Source organism: uncultured Clostridium sp. (genome assembly GCF_963527835.1).
Classification (GTDB): Bacteria; Bacillota; Clostridia; order Clostridiales; family Clostridiaceae; genus Clostridium.
Window position 1 is genome coordinate 15,140 of the sequence record NZ_CAURTC010000024.1, and the last position, 15,675, is coordinate 30,814.

Genomic DNA, 15,675 nt, shown 5'->3' on the forward strand with positions numbered 1-15,675 from the left:
TAAAGTGACATTGTAATTGGACTTTGAGAATCGTTAAGTGAGAGTCAAAATTTTATATTTTGTTTCTCGAACTTACTCAGGGAAGTCGAGTTTCCTTTTAATAATCACATTTACTGCTTGTCTCAATTTTATATTGGGAGCAAGCTAAAATGGGACTATACTCATTTTAGTATTCCTAAGTTCAATTACTCAGTTCACTTTACTTATGCATACATCAACACTCTACTAAAACTAATCCTAGAATATATTTACGTAAACTAAAGCTCCTGCTATTGCTCCTAATATTGGTGCTACTACTGGTATCCATGCATAGCCCCAATCTGAACCACCTTTATTTGGTACTGGCAATAAAAAGTGAACAAGTCTTGGTGCTAAATCTCTAGCTGGATTTATAGCATATCCTGTTGGACCACCTAAACATAATCCCATTGCTAATATTATTACACCTATAGCTACTGGCTGAGTTCCACTTACAAATGGTTGAGCTGTTGCTCCCATTATTGCAAAAACTAATATGAATGTTCCTACAAACTCAGTTATAAAGTTGAATACAGGTTTTCTTATTTCTGGAGCTGTACAAAACACTCCTAATTTTGTAGCTTGATCTTCAGTTGCTTCAAAATGATTATAGTAAGAAATAAGAACTAAAGTAGCTCCTATAAATGCTCCTATAAGTTGTGCAGCTATATACATAGGAACATCAGCCCATGGAAATTGTCCAACAGTAGCTAATGCTATTGTAACTGCAGGGTTAAAATGTGCTCCACTAATATTTGCAAACATATATACTGGAATTGCAACAGCTACAGCCCATCCACTTGATATAACCATCCATCCTGAGTTGTGACCCTTTGTTTTCTTAAGTATTACGTTAGCTACAACAGCATCTCCTAATAATACTAATATTAAAGTTCCAAACATTTCTGCAAAAAATGTTTCCATGTTCATTATATTAGTCCTCCTAAAATCTTATGTTTTTTTATTAATTTATCTTATGAATTTATATAATTTCATTTAAAGAACCCCTTTAAAAGTAAAGGGGTTCTCATAATAGTTATGTATTATCTACTTTTTAATTATCTTAAAATGCAGCTTTAAATATTGCAACTATATCTTTTTCATTTCCTTTTCTTGGGTTACTGAATGCATTTCCATCTTTTAATGCCATTTCAGCCATGTATTCGAAATCTTCTTCTTTTATTCCCATTTCTTTTAAGCTTGTAGGAATTCCGATATCAGTTGAAAGTCTGAACATAGCATCTATAGCTTTTTCTGCTGCTTCCATAACTGATAATCCTTGTATGTTTTCTCCCATGAATTCTGCTATATCAGCAAATTTTTGTGGGTTTGATATTAAGTTGTATTTTTCAACATGTGGAAGAAGCATAGCATTAGCTACTCCATGTGGCATATCGTATAATCCACCTAATTGGTGAGCCATAGCATGAACGTATCCTAAGTTAGCATTATTGAATGCCATACCAGCTAATAATGAACCGTATGCCATATTTTCTCTTGCTACTAAGTTTTCACCTAAAGCAACCGCCTGTCTTAAGTTGTTTGATATTAATTTTATTGCTTGTATAGCAGCAGCATCAGTTACAGGGTTTGCATCTTTTGATACATAAGCTTCGATAGCATGAGTTAATGCATCCATTCCTGTAGCAGCTGTTAAACCTGCAGGTTTTTTAACCATTAATTCTGGATCGTTGAATGAGGCTAATGGTAAGTTTCTCCAGCTAACTATAACATATTTAACTTTAGTTTTAGTGTTAGTTATAACACAGTGTCTTGTAACTTCACTTGCTGTTCCAGCTGTAGTATTAACTGCAACTATTGGTGGAAGAGCTTTAGTTAAAGTTTCTATTCCAGCATATTCATAAAGATCTCCTTCATGAGTAGCAACTATACCAATACCTTTACCACAGTCATGAGCACTTCCGCCTCCAACTGTAACTATCATATCGCATTTTTCGTCTTGGAATATTTTTAATCCATCAGCAACATTAGTATCTTTTGGATTTGGTTCAACTGCATCATAGTATGCAACTTCTATTCCAGCTTCTTGTAATGATTTAACAGTTAATTCTACTGCTCCACCTTCCATGCTTCTTAAAAATTTATCTGTTACTATTAGAGCTTTTTTTCCGCCTAATATTTGACATCTTTCTCCTACTAATTTTACACATCCAGCGCCCATAAAGTTAACACTTGGTACTAAATAATCGTACATTCTCATTGTAAATTCCTCCTATTAGTTAATTATATATTTAATCTTTTATATATTAATTTAAAATATATTTGCATTGTTAATACTATAGATATTTAAATTTAAAATATCTTATATAAAAATTATTATTTTAGATATCTTTTACTTATTAAAAGCATCTACTGCTGCTTGAGCTATAGCCATATCTTCTTCTACAGTTCCGCCACTTACTCCAACAGCTCCAACAACTTTTCCATCAACTATTATTGGTAGTCCGCCACCAAATGGAACTATCCTACAATTATTTGTAAGTTGTAGTCCATAAAGGCTTTCTCCTGGTTGAACACATTCAGCTATTCCATGACTTCCTTGTTTTAAACATGCTGCTGTATAAGCTTTATTTATTGCTATATCAATGCTTGTTATGAAAGCTTCTTCCATTCTGTGCATTAACATTAAATTTGCTCCAGCATCTACTGCTGCAAAAATTACTGGAACATTCATACTAGCTGCTTTTTCCTCAGCTGCTTTAGCCATTTCTTTAACTATTTCTAAACTTAATTGTTTGATTTCATTTAACTTTTTCATTATCTCATTCCTCCTCAAACTATTTTTCTTCTTCATATCTAGCAAATGCAAATAAAACATCTGATAGTCTATTCACATACATTTTAACTTGTTCACGTACATTTTCTTCTTTGCAAAGTGTAGCAATTCTTCTTTCTGCTCTTCTAGTTACAGTTCTTGCTACATGCAAAGCTGCTGATATTTTATTTTTTCCTGGAGTTACAAATCCTTTGAAAGGTCCTGCAAGCTCCATATATTTATCTATTAGAACTTCTAGTTTTTCTATATCTTCATCTGTTATTACTTCTTTTAAATATGTTAATCCCTTTTCATCACTAGCAAGTTCTGCACCTAGTACAAATAATTTTTTTTGTATTTCTTCAAGTGCATTTTTTTCTTCTTTATCTTCAATCTCAGCACAAGCTAAGCCAATAAATGAAATAACTTCATCAACAGTTCCATATGCTTCAACTCTTAAACTATCTTTATCTACTCTACTGCCACCATACAAAGCGGTAGTTCCTTTATCACCTGTTTTAGTATAAATTTTCATAATATAACTACTCCTAAAATACTATTTGAAAGCAATTCCTTTAACTAATCTTCCAGCATTAGCACCTAATTTTCTTAAGGCAGTGTCCCCATCATTAAAATTTGCAGTAAATAATGGTTCATCTTTTTCTAATTTATTAGAAGTCAAAGTTACCTTGCCAGCATAGTCTATTCCGATGCCTACTGAAAGTTTTGATGCTTGTGATGCTAAATAACTTAATTCTTCTGATGTAAATTTCTCTTTTTTACATAAAACTTCACATGGAATACCTTCTTCTTCTATACCCCATAAAATTTCATTTAAACGCTCTAAGTCTTTTAAATCTGAATCATGATACAACCATACACTAGGTACGTCGTATTCAAAATATCTCATCATCATTACTTATTTACTCCATTTCCATCAAAAGCTAATACAAGTCCCGTTGCAACAGCATTTCTTGGACCTTCTGTACCTCTTATGTTTCCTCTTCCAGCAACTACTCCATACTGTGATAAAGCGTCTGTTACTAATTGAGGAACCTCAAAGTCTAAAGAAGAACCTCCCACTAAAACAACGAATTCAATGTCTCTTATATTTCCTGTAGGTGAAACTATTTCTAATGCTCTTAAACAGTTAGTTACAAATACCTTTTCTTTTGCTGATCTTCTTATATTTTTGATTTTTTCTAATGATTTTTGGCCATCTATTGGAACCAATAAACCATCTTTTATTATTACAACTTTAGCGAATACTGCTGAATCTAATGGCTTCTTAAAGAATTCAACACTTCCATCTTCATGTCTTATGTGGAATAAACTTTCTACTTTAGCTAAAGGGTGTTTTTTTATATCTTCGGCTAAATTGAAATCTTCTAATCCAAGCTCAGATTTTATAAGCATAGTTACCATATTTCCTGCTCCAGCTAAGTGGATAGAAGAAATTTCACCTTGCTTATTTATAATTGAAGCATCTGTTGATCCTGCTCCCATATCAAGTATAGCAAGTGGTGTACTACTTCCTGGAGTTGTTAAAGCACCTCTTATAGCCATATCCGCCTCTACTCCGCCAACTTCTACAGGAACTTTAAGATTTTCTTTTAACTTATCTGCTATCATTTCCATTTGTAATTTATCAGCTTTAACCATTGCAGCTATTCCAACAGCATTTTCCATTGAAAACTCTTCTGCAAGACCACCTTTAACTTTCTGAGGAATAAAAGTATCCACTGCTACTAAATCTTGTATTGTTATATCAGAAATATTTTGCTTAGTAAGATTTGCCATGACCTGTCTTACTCTTTCAAGCATACCTCCAGCATTTGTACCTGGTTCTCCTTTAATATCCTGTATAGGAACACAAAGTTTTACTGCATCCATTATTTTTTCAGCACCATGTTCAACATCTACAGCTTCCTTACGTTTCAATCCATTTATATGAATTTTACCTGCTGGGATTCTTTTCTCTTGAACGTCTCCTTTAGGAGTTTTTATGACTACCGCTGATCTGTTTCCTATAAGTGCTCTTGAAACTGGAACTATCATTTTTGTTTCTTCAGATGTAAGATTAAATACAGTAGCTATACCATATGGATTTGATAAAGTTTCAACTACATTTCCTTGACCTGCAACTTCTACTGCTGCTCTCATTCCTACTGGAACTTTTTCTAAAAGCATAACCTCATCAACTATAGGTATCTTTTTATCTAATCTATTATTAATTAAAACTCCATCATCTCTTTGAACAACTGCTGATGTTATATTTATTCCTCTTTTAGTTGCAGCATTTATTCTAGCTGCAGCTTCTAAAAAGTTTATTTTACTTAAAATAAGTGGAATAAATTCATTTTTTTCTATAAATTCAATATCTAAATTATCTAAATCTTCTATGTATATAGTTTTACCTATTCCGACTCCTATTCCACCTGGTGTAGATGGATTATGTCCTATCATAGTCGATTCTGTAATTATAGTTTCCGTTATAGTTTCCATAGCCACATCACCTATAACTGGTGCTGCTTCATTTATTCTAACTAAATCTAAATTTTTAAGTCCTAAAGATGCCTTACCTAAAGCTTGTTTTAAGGAAGAAAAAACTCCTTCTATATTTTCTTCAGTTCCTTTAATTCCTGTTGTAGGAACTATTCCACTTGAAAGAAATTTTATTTTATCATTTTCAACACTAGATAATGCTACTTCCGTTGTAGCATTTCCAATGTCTACACCTGCTATTATTTTCATTATTTTTCCTCCCTAAATTACAGCTCTCTTATTCTTGTCTTAATTTTTCTCTTTTTTCGTACACTTCAACAGCTTCTCTTACAAAGTTTGCATTAACTTTTGCACCATATACATTTTCAAGTTCTTCAGCCATTGCTAAAAGTTCTTCTCTTGTTGAACGATATGGTCTTAAAGCATTATACATTTCTAATATTCTATCATCTGGTACTTTTATAAGTTCTGCAGCTCTTCTAAAGTTTCTAGCTATAGCATCTCTGTTCATTCCCTCAGCTATTTGAGCTTGCATTTCTAAAGTTTCTGGTGATATTCTAACGTCTTCTGGTTTAACATTTCCGTTTAATACATTTTCTAAAGTTATATCTTGTAAATTCATCCCTGTTGGAGTCTTTATATACTCTGGACTTTTTGTAGCCAAAGGATAATCTTTAGGACTCATCTTTCTTTGTTCCATGAATAATTCTCCCTTCTTACTATTAAAATTTAACTTCTATTTGTACAGGCTTAGCACCAACTACTACATATTTAGTTTCTTTTATGTGAAGTAAAGCAGCTATTGCCATAAATTTTGGTCTTGCCATTTGATCGTTCTTTGTTGGAACTGGTGTTGGAGATTCTCCCTTAGCATATTTTGCCGCATTTTTTCCTATTAATCTAAATGTATCAAGGGTTAAAAGCGGTGCTTGTGGAAATAATTCTAAGTTATTTAAAGGAAGTAAGTCTTTTTGATGTATAACTGTCGTTCCTTTTGATTGAATTCCTATTCCTATTCCTGATCCACTTAACTTAGCTGCATCATTTGATATAAATGAAACGTCTGAAGTTCTTGTTATTCTAACAACTCTAGCAGTTAATCCTTCTTCTTCTACACCTGCTATAAGTTCTGTTAAAACATCGCTATGTGATAATCCTACTATTGTTTTGTTTTGATGCTTAAGAAAAGCTGGTGCTAATCCTATAACAACTTCGTCTGCCTTAGCTGCAACCTTAGCTTCCCCTACCTCTGTAAGTTTAAGTTTTGGCATAGCATATTGATTTGTTGTTTTTTCCATATTTCTCACCTCTGCCTATTATTCTATATCTTCTGGTTTTATTACGTTAGGGATGTTCTTTATTTCGTTCCATCTCTCTTCGCTCATTCTATAACCTGTTCCTGGTCCCATGTAATCATTTTTATCATTAACAGCACTTATAACATCAAAGTCTGTATCTAATATAGCTGATGTTTGTAAATAATCACCTGTTACTCTTTGCTTAAGCATGTTTAATATGTTATTTGCAACATCATCAAATCCATTTGCACTTAAAGCTTTAACTATATCGATTCCTGTCACTCTGTTTTTAAGCATTTCTTCAGCTGCTTTTAAGTCTTCAACTACGTTTCTTTCAGGCATATCCTTACTTCCATGAGCATAAGTTGCTGCTTCAACTTCTTCATCAGTTATAGCAGGGAAACCTAATTCTCTAAATACTACTTGTATTGCTTTAGCTGCTTTATTTCTTATAGCTATAGTTTCTTCTTCTGATACTGGTCTTAATCCACCATCTACCATTAAGTCTCTTTGAAGAACATTGTAATCATCAAAATCTTCTGCATCAAAGTTTGAACCTGCAAACATATTATCATAATTTGGAACTGCACTATATCCTGAGAATATAAAATCTGTTCCTGGAAGCATTTGCATTAATGTTCTTGCAGTTCTTCTTATGTCTGAATGTGAGAATGTTTGGTCATTTGCTGATGCAACTTCTATATCAAGCATTGCTGCTATTAAGTTTTCAGCAAGTACAGCTCTTATTCCTGATGGAACAGCTCCTGTCATACCGATACAACTAACAGCACCATTTTGAAGTCCTTGAACTCCAGCGCCCTTAGTTATGTATATACATCTGGACTCTAAGTAAAGCATTGATTTTCCTTCTGAGTATCCCATTAATGCTTCTGAACCAGTTCCTGATGTATATCTCATCTTAAGTCCTCTTGAAGCATAAGCTGATGCTAAGAAAGCTTTTGACCATGGAGTATCATCTCCATCTGTAAATACTGACTCAGTTCCATATACTGAAACAGTTTCTGCATAACTTGTAAGTCCTCTCATTCCTAGGTCTAATTCTGTAGCTTCCTCAACTGAACATTGAGTTAAAACTCCACCTCTACCTACTTGTGAACCTATAAGTATTGCTAATGCATTAAAAGGCGCATATCTTACTATACCAACTGTAGTTTCTTGTTCTGAGAACCCTCTTATTCCAGCTTCTGCTGCATCTGCTGCAATTTGAACTGGATTATCTTTTAAGTTTGTGACATGACATTGATTTGATGGTGTTTTTCTTGCTCTCATTTTTTGAAGAGCCATCATCATTTCAACAACGTTCATGTGTGAAACAACATCTACAACTTTAGCTGGTGTTATTGCTGTTGTTAAATTAACGATTTCATCTCTACTAACATTTATATCTACAAGTTTTTTAGCGATTTCTAATGACTCTAAGCTCATTGCAGATTCTGCTCTATCTAAATTAATTGCATAATCTGCTATAAATCTATCGATCATATCAAATTCGTCTCTTTTTTTACTATCTAATTCTACTACTATTCCATTTTCAATTTTTATTGAAGGTTTAGGATCGTTAGGACTGTGCATTGCCACTAAGCCCTCTTCTGGCCACTCTCCGATAAGACCGTCTTGATTTACAGGACGCTTAGCTAAAACCTGGAATCTTTTTGATTTCACTTGCATTTCCTCCCTTGAACATAACATTTTATATTTTGATTTAAGTTATGTTTGCTTTGTTATTTTTTTATCATGCTCTGATTGTACTAAATTTTTCTACAAAACTCATTGCATTTTTTTGTTTTTTTCTTGTATTTTATTGTTTACTTTTTAGTTTAAAAATATAAATTTTTTGCTCATTTTCTTTTTTTGAAATTTTTAACTATAAAAAAATAGTCCTAAAATTTAACGTTATAGGACTATTTCTATATGAATGCAGTCAAAATTCAATAATATTCATTATATTTTTTAACATTCTATTTTGTTTTAATAATTTCTCTATATTTTTTAGGAGTAACTCCCTCATATTTTTTAAAGACTCTAATAAAATATCCACAATCTTCAAACCCCAAATCTAATGATATATTTAAAATTGGCATATTTGTATTTTCAAGTATTTCCTTTGCTTTTCCAACTTTCTTTTCATTAACATAAACTGAGAAATTCACTCCCATTTCTCTTTTGAAAAGCTTACTAAAATAGCAAGTACTTAAATTACATATAGATGCCATTTTTTCTAAACTCACCTTTTCCTCAAGGTTATCTTGTATATACTCTATAGCTGCTTTAACAGGCATTTCCTTGAGCTCATTTACTGATTTTTCCATATAAGTATCTTTGTTAATTTTTAAATTAACAAAGATATTATTTAAGGCATCTATTAATTCAGTTGGTTTTATTGGTTTCAAAATATAATCATCTACACCTAAAACTAGTGCTTTACGTACTAATTCGAAATCATCATAAGCTGTTATCATTATAATAATCTTATTTTTGTTTTGTTCTTTTATAACTTGCGATGCTTTTATTCCATCTATTCCAGGCATTTTAACATCCATTATTATAACATCAGGATTAAATTTCCTATCTAATTCTATAGCTTCTCTTCCATTACACGCTTCAGCTATAACTCTTCCGCTATCTGAGTTATTTATAATCATCCTTAAAGCCTGTCTTTCCAAAATTTCGTCATCAACAATCATTATCTTAAGCATTTATTCAACTCCTAGCTAGACTTCTTTCTTAATAGTTATTTTTACTGAAGTTCCTATTCTTATTTTGCTAGTTATTTCTATTTTATATTCATCTCCATAATAATAATCCATTCTTTTATTTGCATTGTTTATTCCTATTTTATCTAAATTATTATCATTTCTTATCTCTAGTTCTTCTTGCATTAAGTTAAGTTGTTCTCTAGGTATACCTGTTCCATTATCTTCTATATGTATTATTACATACTCATCTGAATCTTCTACAAAAATTTTTATATAGCCACCTTCTTCTTTTGTTTCAAGTCCATGTACAACAGAATTTTCTACAAAAGTTTGAATAACCATAAAAGGTAATCTTATATTTTTAAATTGTTTATCAATATTAATTTCATACTTTAGTCTATCTGAAAACCTTACCTTTTGAAGATTTAAATATGAATTTATATAGTCAAATTCTTCTTCTAAGCTAACAACTTTATTTGCCTTTTTTAAAGTGTATCTTAGCATATTAGATAGATTGTATATAACTTCTTGAGTTTTAGGTGCATTCTCAACTATTGATAAAGATGATATGCTATTTAATACATTAAATAAAAAATGTGGATTTATCTGAGATTGAAGGGCTTTTAATTGAGATGCTTTATATTCTTTTTCTAACTCAGCTTGCACCTTTTCGCTTTCTGCAAACTTTACTTTTTTTTCATCTAGCTCTCTTTGAACTATTTTAGCCACAGTTTCTTCTACAATATAGTTGCTTATATGAAACATCATTTGCGCCACTGCTTGTATTCTTTTAAAACTAACTACAGGCAATTTATTATAAGCCTCTAATAGCTTTTCTTTTTCTTCTTTTTTTAAACTATCAAAATTATTTTCTGAGTTTACTATTTTCTCTAAATTAACTTTTGAATCATCTTCCATTAACACTTGACCTGCCATTACTGAACCTAAGTACTGACCATCAACAATTATAGGAGTAGCAAAATCTATTAATCCTTTATGGCATTTATATATATATGGCTTTTCTAATCTAGCTGCTTCTAAACCACCACGTGAATCGCAACGTTCACACAACTGAGAATATGATTCACTTGCTCTCATAAGCTTACAGAATTCACTACATCTACTATGCTTAGTTGCACATTTTCCCATATAATCAACAGTTATTATAGACATTTCTGTAGCATCTGATATATCATCTTGTATTTTTTGAAAAGCATTTATATCAATAGCATCTTTCAAATGCAATACTTTTTTCATATTTTCATCTCCTTTCTCATTATTCTAACAAATTTTTAATTATTTTATTTAATTTTATTATATTATTTTTTATATGTAAATTATAAATTAAAATTAACTATCTATTTTTTGAGTATTTATGTCTTAAATCTATACATTTTGTCTGTTATAAACTTTTAAATATACTATTTATGAATATCTTACGTTATTACATATTTTTAGCAAAATAATTATTATTTTAATAATCAATATAGTTTTATTTATAAAGCATTAACAAATTTTCCCGATAAATATATGTAATAAAATATATTTAAATCTATAAATGTATTATTATGTAAAATACTTAACTACAAAGGGGAAATACATTAAAATGAAAAAAAGAAATCAAATTATTTTAAGCTTAATAGCAATAGCAATTACTACAAACATTACTAGTACCGTTGCTTATGCTGACGACAAAAAAACTAATGATACAGTTAACACAAAAACTTATAATAATGAGTTAGATAAAACCACTTTAGAATTAGAACAAGTTAAAGTTACTACTGGTGCAGCAGCCTTTATTAATCCAATAAAAAATAATGATGATGATGAGGCATTTCAAGAAAATAATGAAGAAGCTATTACACTTGAAACTAGTGCTCGAACTTTAGATGAATATTTAAAATCAAAACTGCCTAGAAATAATAGGCGTGTAAAAAGATATTCTAGTCTTAGCCTTTTTCAAAGTAATAAGGAAGATATTAAAGAAAGACTTAAAGATGGAATTGAAAATTATAAAACTGATATTGATATAAAAGATCTTATTAATCTAGATGATATAAATAACAATTCTAATAAAATTCTAGACTTATACTTTGATGTAATATATGAAAATCCACAAATTTTCTATTGTAATCCAACATATGTAAAATTTGATAATTGTACATACAATCCTTCAACTGGAAAATTAAATTCATGTGACATAAAGGTTACTTATGAATATAGTAATGATGTTATTGATAAAATGAGAGAAAAATTAAATAACAAAATAAACTATATCAAAAAAAGTTATTTAGATGAGTGTTCAACAGACTTAGAAATAGAATATGCTATCCATGATTATATTACGCAAAATTGTACTTATGACAAAGATAATTATGACAAAAAAACAGTTCCTAATATTTCGCATACATCATATGGTGCACTTATTAATCAAATAGCCGTTTGTGACGGATATTCAAAAGCTACTATGTTGCTATTAAATGAATATGGTATTGAGGCTGGGATAGTCACAAATGATAGCCATGCATGGAACTATGTAAATATAGATGGAAATTACTATCAAACAGATTTAACATGGGATGATCCTACTCCAGAAACTAATAGAATTACTTACAAAAATTTTAATTGTTCAGATAATGTGATGCGTAAAATACATTCATGGACATCTACAATACCTGAAAGTTGTACCGATACAACCTTTGATGATTTATTTAGAATAATAAATGGAAATAACGTTAATGGCAAAAATAGTGTACGGATTAAAGATAAATTATATTATTTAGCTGGAACTGATTTATGGAAATGCAGTTTAGACGGAAGTAATAAAACTTTATTTAGTAAAAACATAACTAAAAGTGCTAATATGGTAAATTTAGTGGCAGATGATAAAGATATATACTATTTATCTGAACTTGAAATCAAAAAAATTAATGTAAATGATAAAAAAATAGATACTTTTAAAGATTTAAGTGATGAATTTAATTTTACAAGTGGAAGATATTCTGTTCAATTTTATATAAAAAACAGTAAATTAAATATCAGATTTGGACAAAGCAAAAATGATAGTAATCTTAAATTTACTACAAAAGAATATGAATTAAATACTAGTACAGATACTAATACAGAAAGGTCAGAAGATAAATCTGAAAATATAACAAAAGTTGATAAATCTAATTTACAAACTATCTATAATCATAATAAAGATACATTAAAAGGAACTTTTACTTATGAAACTTGGATTGTTTTCTTACAATCATTAAACCAAGCTAAAAATGTATTAAATAGAGATGATGTAACTCAAGTTGATGTAAATAATGCTTTATCTAATTTACAAGCCGCAATTAATAATTTAAAAGATAAGCCTCAAAATATAGTAAAAGTCGATAATATAGATCATAGTTCTTCTGGTGGCAGTTCAAGAGGTGGTGGTTCTACTGGAAAATCATCTGAAAACAAAACATCTATGACAAATGAAAATAATGCTACTATTGGTGCTACTAAGATCACTGCTGTAATCCATCAAATTTAAGTGTAATAACCACAGTGAAAAATGTAGCTCAAACATTAACTGCAATTAATAATGTTAATAAAGAAATCTCTGTAGATGAAATTTATGAAATTAATAAGTTAATATTTATAAATACTGTTCAAGATGATTTAATCGAAATACAAGCTAACAACCAAGCTCAATATGTATTATCAGATACTGAAATACAATCCTTAAAAAATAATGATTGGAATAAAGTAAACAATGATTGGCTATATGTTGAAAATGGACACGCAGTAACTGGTTGGTTTAAAGAAGTTGATGGAAATTGGTATTATTTAAAGCCAAATGGTTCAATGGCAACAAATACTAATATAAATGGATATTATATAAACCAATATGGTATATGGCTATAAAAGTTTTATTTTAAGAATATTACTGGAAATTTTAATTTCCAGTAATATTCTTCTTTTTAATAAAAAATATACTTTCCTTAGCATTTACTCATTAATTTTAATTTAACTTCATAATTTCTTTATAATATTAAAATCCAGGAAGAATTACTTTAAAGCTATGCTCAATTCTTGAATTTATAAACTTAACTTTACCTCTGTTTTTAAAGGCATTTGTTATTCGTTTAAATCCCTGCCCATTATTTAAAAATCTCTTTTCATCATCTAAAGTTGTGAGTTTTTCATAAAGCCATATATTTCTCTTGTTATAATGTATCCTTTCACTTTTACTATTTTCATCTATAAGTTCTCCAGGGCTTGAAACAATAACATTCTTCTTTTCTATAGTAACTTCAATTATTCTATTTAAATCAAAATATTCTCTGTAAAGAACAGCATTCTTTATTGCTTCTGTTATAGCTGAACATGGATAATCACATTTAATTATTTCTGATAGTTTCTTTTCTGCCTTATCTATCATGGTCAAAAGATTCCCTTGAATAATATAAACATCACCATAAGCGTTGTTTAAGTTGTCCACAATTTTTATCATATTATTAGGAATACAAAGATAATTATCATCTGAAAAAACAAGAAGTCCTCCATATGTGCATATAAGCTCACTTCCATCCCTTTCTTGTGCTGCTATCCCAGATGAAAGAAACAAAAACTCTTTGTTTTCATCATTCAATTCAATTCCTTTATGCCTAAAATATTTTTTTACAAGTTCCATATTAAGCATATCTATTTTGCTATTAATAAGAGGACACGTTTCAATTGTCAAACTCAAGTTTTGCTCTAAAAGCGTTATAATTTCCTGTTTCCTCATAACATCAGTTGTTGAACCTCTTCTTATATAAAAAGCTCCATTTTCTCTAATCTGATAAGGCTTTTGTCCACCATCATAAATTGTTATTATTCCAATTTTTTTATTGTCTATATAAATGAAATCAACCTTTAAAGGTATAGGTGGCTCACACCTTGAAGTTATAATTTGCTGAATCTGTTCTTCTTTGAACAAATCTTCTTTTCCAACACCCATTATCTTCTTTGTTTTATCCTGTATTCCAACTATGATATATCCACGTCCATATCCAGTATTGGCAATTGCACATATATCCTTTGACATTTCCTTCTTTCCACTTTCTGTAACAAGATCAAGTTTCAATTTATAATCTAATTTTATTCCTTCTTCTCTCTTTAACAGTGACATGAATTTTCTTTTATCCATAAAACCCTCCACCTAAATATTAAAATCCCCGATAATACAATATATTTCTTTAAGCCCTTTAATATTTATAATATCGTTTATCTTTATTAGATACTAAATGAATCTCACAATCTATAGCATTTTATATGTTGCAGACATTTTGTTATCATTTAATACTCTTGAAAATGTTCTATAATCAACTTCATTACTATGAGGTACAATCCTTTTTCTTTAGGTGATATCATTCCATATTTTTCATGTAAATCTTATTCATTAAAAATTCTTCATGTTTACACATCACTATCATCAATATTTTACCATATATATTTATAGTTAATTACAAAAAAATAAGAGCCTGAAATCAATCAAGCTCCTTCATATTCTTATCTACTATATATCTCTATTCCATATTTATTAATTTGTTCTTTTACTTCTAAATTTAAAGAATCACTAAACAAAATGTCTGAAGAATAAATTCCAATAATATCATCTATATTCTCCACTATTTTATATCTTACTTTTTTGCTACAATTAATGCACAAGTCTATATCTGAATTTATTTTAGCATTACCTTTTGCTCTTGATCCAAATAATGTAACTTTATTTATATCCTTTTCTTTTTCAAAATATACTAAAATATTATTATACACTTTTTCATTTATTCCATACATATCTATCACATCACTTCTCGAGATATATTTAACAGTAACTTTTCTATAGCAACAATATACTCTTCAATTATTTTATTCTTAATTTCTTCATATTCTTGTTCATTATATATGTTAGCTGTAGTGTTCCTTGATAATAAGATATCATTCCATATATCAATATTGTCTATCCAACCATCTTTAAATGCTTGCCTATAACATCCTTTAGGATTGTTTATTTCAAGACCTGAATCTTTAAATATCTTAGATAATAACTTCCAAGTTAAATCTTCTAACATTTCATATTTTTTTATTATTGAATCTCTATATACTTCTTTTGTTATATCATCTGGGTTTTCAATAGCATTAAAATTATCTCTAATATTTTTTAGATGTGTTAATATTCTATAAACATAATTATATGTTAAGTTAATTGATTCTCCATACTTATTTAGTATTCCGTTCATTCCATATCTCCTTATCATAATAAGTTATCTTATATTTAATTGTACATATTATTTAATGTTAATTCAACATTTACACACACAGTATACAAAAATTAACT

16 protein-coding genes are annotated in these 15,675 nt (G+C 29.5%); 2 read left to right on the top strand and 14 right to left on the bottom strand.

Going from position 1 to position 15,675, the window contains the following annotated elements:
* Positions 1-237: 237 nt before the first annotated feature.
* The 11 genes from RYM86_RS11905 to RYM86_RS11955 form a co-directional block, all read right to left on the bottom strand.
* Positions 238-948 (bottom strand): MIP/aquaporin family protein, encoded by a 711-nt coding sequence (locus RYM86_RS11905; RefSeq protein WP_315080697.1) that lies wholly within the window; start codon positions 946-948, stop codon positions 238-240.
* Between the two features lie 133 nt (positions 949-1,081).
* Positions 1,082-2,239 (bottom strand): iron-containing alcohol dehydrogenase, encoded by a 1,158-nt coding sequence (locus RYM86_RS11910; RefSeq protein ID WP_315080699.1) that lies wholly within the window; start codon positions 2,237-2,239, stop codon positions 1,082-1,084.
* A gap of 132 nt (positions 2,240-2,371) precedes the next feature.
* Positions 2,372-2,797, bottom strand: a complete 426-nt coding sequence (locus tag RYM86_RS11915) for a heme-binding protein (protein ID WP_017353856.1) — start codon at positions 2,795-2,797, stop codon at positions 2,372-2,374.
* 19 nt (positions 2,798-2,816) lie between these two features.
* Positions 2,817-3,329 (bottom strand): cob(I)yrinic acid a,c-diamide adenosyltransferase, encoded by a 513-nt coding sequence (locus RYM86_RS11920; RefSeq protein ID WP_017353857.1) that lies wholly within the window; start codon positions 3,327-3,329, stop codon positions 2,817-2,819.
* Positions 3,330-3,350: 21 nt separating this feature from the next.
* Positions 3,351-3,710: a glycerol dehydratase reactivase beta/small subunit family protein gene (locus RYM86_RS11925; RefSeq protein WP_315080701.1), complete on the bottom strand. Its 360-nt coding sequence runs from the start codon at positions 3,708-3,710 to the stop codon at positions 3,351-3,353.
* Positions 3,710-5,548 carry a diol dehydratase reactivase subunit alpha gene (locus tag RYM86_RS11930; protein ID WP_315080702.1) on the bottom strand — a complete coding sequence of 613 codons (1,839 nt, stop codon included), beginning with the start codon at positions 5,546-5,548 and terminating at the stop codon, positions 3,710-3,712. The genes RYM86_RS11925 and RYM86_RS11930 overlap by 1 nt, the downstream gene beginning before the upstream one ends.
* Positions 5,549-5,576: 28 nt before the next feature.
* Positions 5,577-5,999: a diol dehydratase small subunit gene (locus RYM86_RS11935; protein ID WP_315080703.1), complete on the bottom strand. Its 423-nt coding sequence runs from the start codon at positions 5,997-5,999 to the stop codon at positions 5,577-5,579.
* A 22-nt stretch (positions 6,000-6,021) separates the two neighbouring features.
* Entirely contained in the window at positions 6,022-6,597 is a 576-nt protein-coding gene (locus RYM86_RS11940; RefSeq protein WP_315080705.1) for a propanediol/glycerol family dehydratase medium subunit, read from the bottom strand.
* 18 nt (positions 6,598-6,615) lie between these two features.
* Positions 6,616-8,280 (bottom strand): propanediol/glycerol family dehydratase large subunit, encoded by a 1,665-nt coding sequence (locus RYM86_RS11945; RefSeq protein ID WP_315080706.1) that lies wholly within the window; start codon positions 8,278-8,280, stop codon positions 6,616-6,618.
* A gap of 296 nt (positions 8,281-8,576) precedes the next feature.
* Positions 8,577-9,314: a response regulator gene (locus tag RYM86_RS11950; protein WP_315080707.1), complete on the bottom strand. Its 738-nt coding sequence runs from the start codon at positions 9,312-9,314 to the stop codon at positions 8,577-8,579.
* Positions 9,315-9,329: 15 nt separating this feature from the next.
* Positions 9,330-10,571: a PocR ligand-binding domain-containing protein gene (locus RYM86_RS11955; RefSeq protein WP_315080708.1), complete on the bottom strand. Its 1,242-nt coding sequence runs from the start codon at positions 10,569-10,571 to the stop codon at positions 9,330-9,332.
* Positions 10,572-10,920: 349 nt separating this feature from the next.
* On the opposite strand from RYM86_RS11955, the gene RYM86_RS11960 reads away from it, so the two are divergent.
* Complete coding sequence (locus RYM86_RS11960; RefSeq protein ID WP_315080710.1) at positions 10,921-12,843, top strand: transglutaminase domain-containing protein; 1,923 nt, start codon at positions 10,921-10,923, stop codon at positions 12,841-12,843.
* Between the two features lie 14 nt (positions 12,844-12,857).
* Complete coding sequence (locus RYM86_RS11965; RefSeq protein ID WP_315080711.1) at positions 12,858-13,217, top strand: hypothetical protein; 360 nt, start codon at positions 12,858-12,860, stop codon at positions 13,215-13,217.
* 127 nt (positions 13,218-13,344) lie between these two features.
* Here RYM86_RS11965 and RYM86_RS11970 read toward each other — a convergent pair whose 3' ends face one another.
* The 3 genes from RYM86_RS11970 to RYM86_RS11980 form a co-directional block, all read right to left on the bottom strand.
* Positions 13,345-14,484, bottom strand: coding sequence for an RNA-binding domain-containing protein (locus tag RYM86_RS11970; RefSeq protein WP_315080712.1), 1,140 nt, complete (start codon positions 14,482-14,484; stop codon positions 13,345-13,347).
* 362 nt (positions 14,485-14,846) lie between these two features.
* Positions 14,847-15,134, bottom strand: a complete 288-nt coding sequence (locus RYM86_RS11975; RefSeq protein ID WP_315080740.1) for a nucleotidyltransferase domain-containing protein — start codon at positions 15,132-15,134, stop codon at positions 14,847-14,849.
* A gap of 5 nt (positions 15,135-15,139) precedes the next feature.
* A complete protein-coding gene (locus RYM86_RS11980; RefSeq protein ID WP_315080714.1) occupies positions 15,140-15,577 on the bottom strand; it encodes an HI0074 family nucleotidyltransferase substrate-binding subunit in 438 nt (145 codons plus the stop codon).
* Positions 15,578-15,675: the final 98 nt, after the last annotated feature.

Bases quoted from the DNA above. Each gene is read 5' to 3' on its own strand.
- RYM86_RS11975 (WP_315080740.1), bottom strand. From the start codon at position 15,134: ATGTATGGAATAAATGAAAAAGTGTATAATAATATTTTAGTATATTTT.
- RYM86_RS11920 (WP_017353857.1), bottom strand. From the start codon at position 3,329: ATGAAAATTTATACTAAAACAGGTGATAAAGGAACTACCGCTTTGTAT.
- RYM86_RS11980 (WP_315080714.1), bottom strand. From the start codon at position 15,577: ATGAACGGAATACTAAATAAGTATGGAGAATCAATTAACTTAACATAT.
- RYM86_RS11915 (WP_017353856.1), bottom strand. From the start codon at position 2,797: ATGAAAAAGTTAAATGAAATCAAACAATTAAGTTTAGAAATAGTTAAA.
- RYM86_RS11955 (WP_315080708.1), bottom strand. From the start codon at position 10,571: ATGAAAAAAGTATTGCATTTGAAAGATGCTATTGATATAAATGCTTTT.
- RYM86_RS11935 (WP_315080703.1), bottom strand. From the start codon at position 5,999: ATGGAACAAAGAAAGATGAGTCCTAAAGATTATCCTTTGGCTACAAAA.
- RYM86_RS11925 (WP_315080701.1), bottom strand. From the start codon at position 3,710: ATGATGATGAGATATTTTGAATACGACGTACCTAGTGTATGGTTGTAT.
- RYM86_RS11970 (WP_315080712.1), bottom strand. From the start codon at position 14,484: ATGGATAAAAGAAAATTCATGTCACTGTTAAAGAGAGAAGAAGGAATA.
- RYM86_RS11960 (WP_315080710.1), top strand. From the start codon at position 10,921: ATGAAAAAAAGAAATCAAATTATTTTAAGCTTAATAGCAATAGCAATT.
- RYM86_RS11905 (WP_315080697.1), bottom strand. From the start codon at position 948: ATGAACATGGAAACATTTTTTGCAGAAATGTTTGGAACTTTAATATTA.
- RYM86_RS11930 (WP_315080702.1), bottom strand. From the start codon at position 5,548: ATGAAAATAATAGCAGGTGTAGACATTGGAAATGCTACAACGGAAGTA.
- RYM86_RS11910 (WP_315080699.1), bottom strand. From the start codon at position 2,239: ATGAGAATGTACGATTATTTAGTACCAAGTGTTAACTTTATGGGCGCT.
- RYM86_RS11950 (WP_315080707.1), bottom strand. From the start codon at position 9,314: ATGCTTAAGATAATGATTGTTGATGACGAAATTTTGGAAAGACAGGCT.
- RYM86_RS11940 (WP_315080705.1), bottom strand. From the start codon at position 6,597: ATGGAAAAAACAACAAATCAATATGCTATGCCAAAACTTAAACTTACA.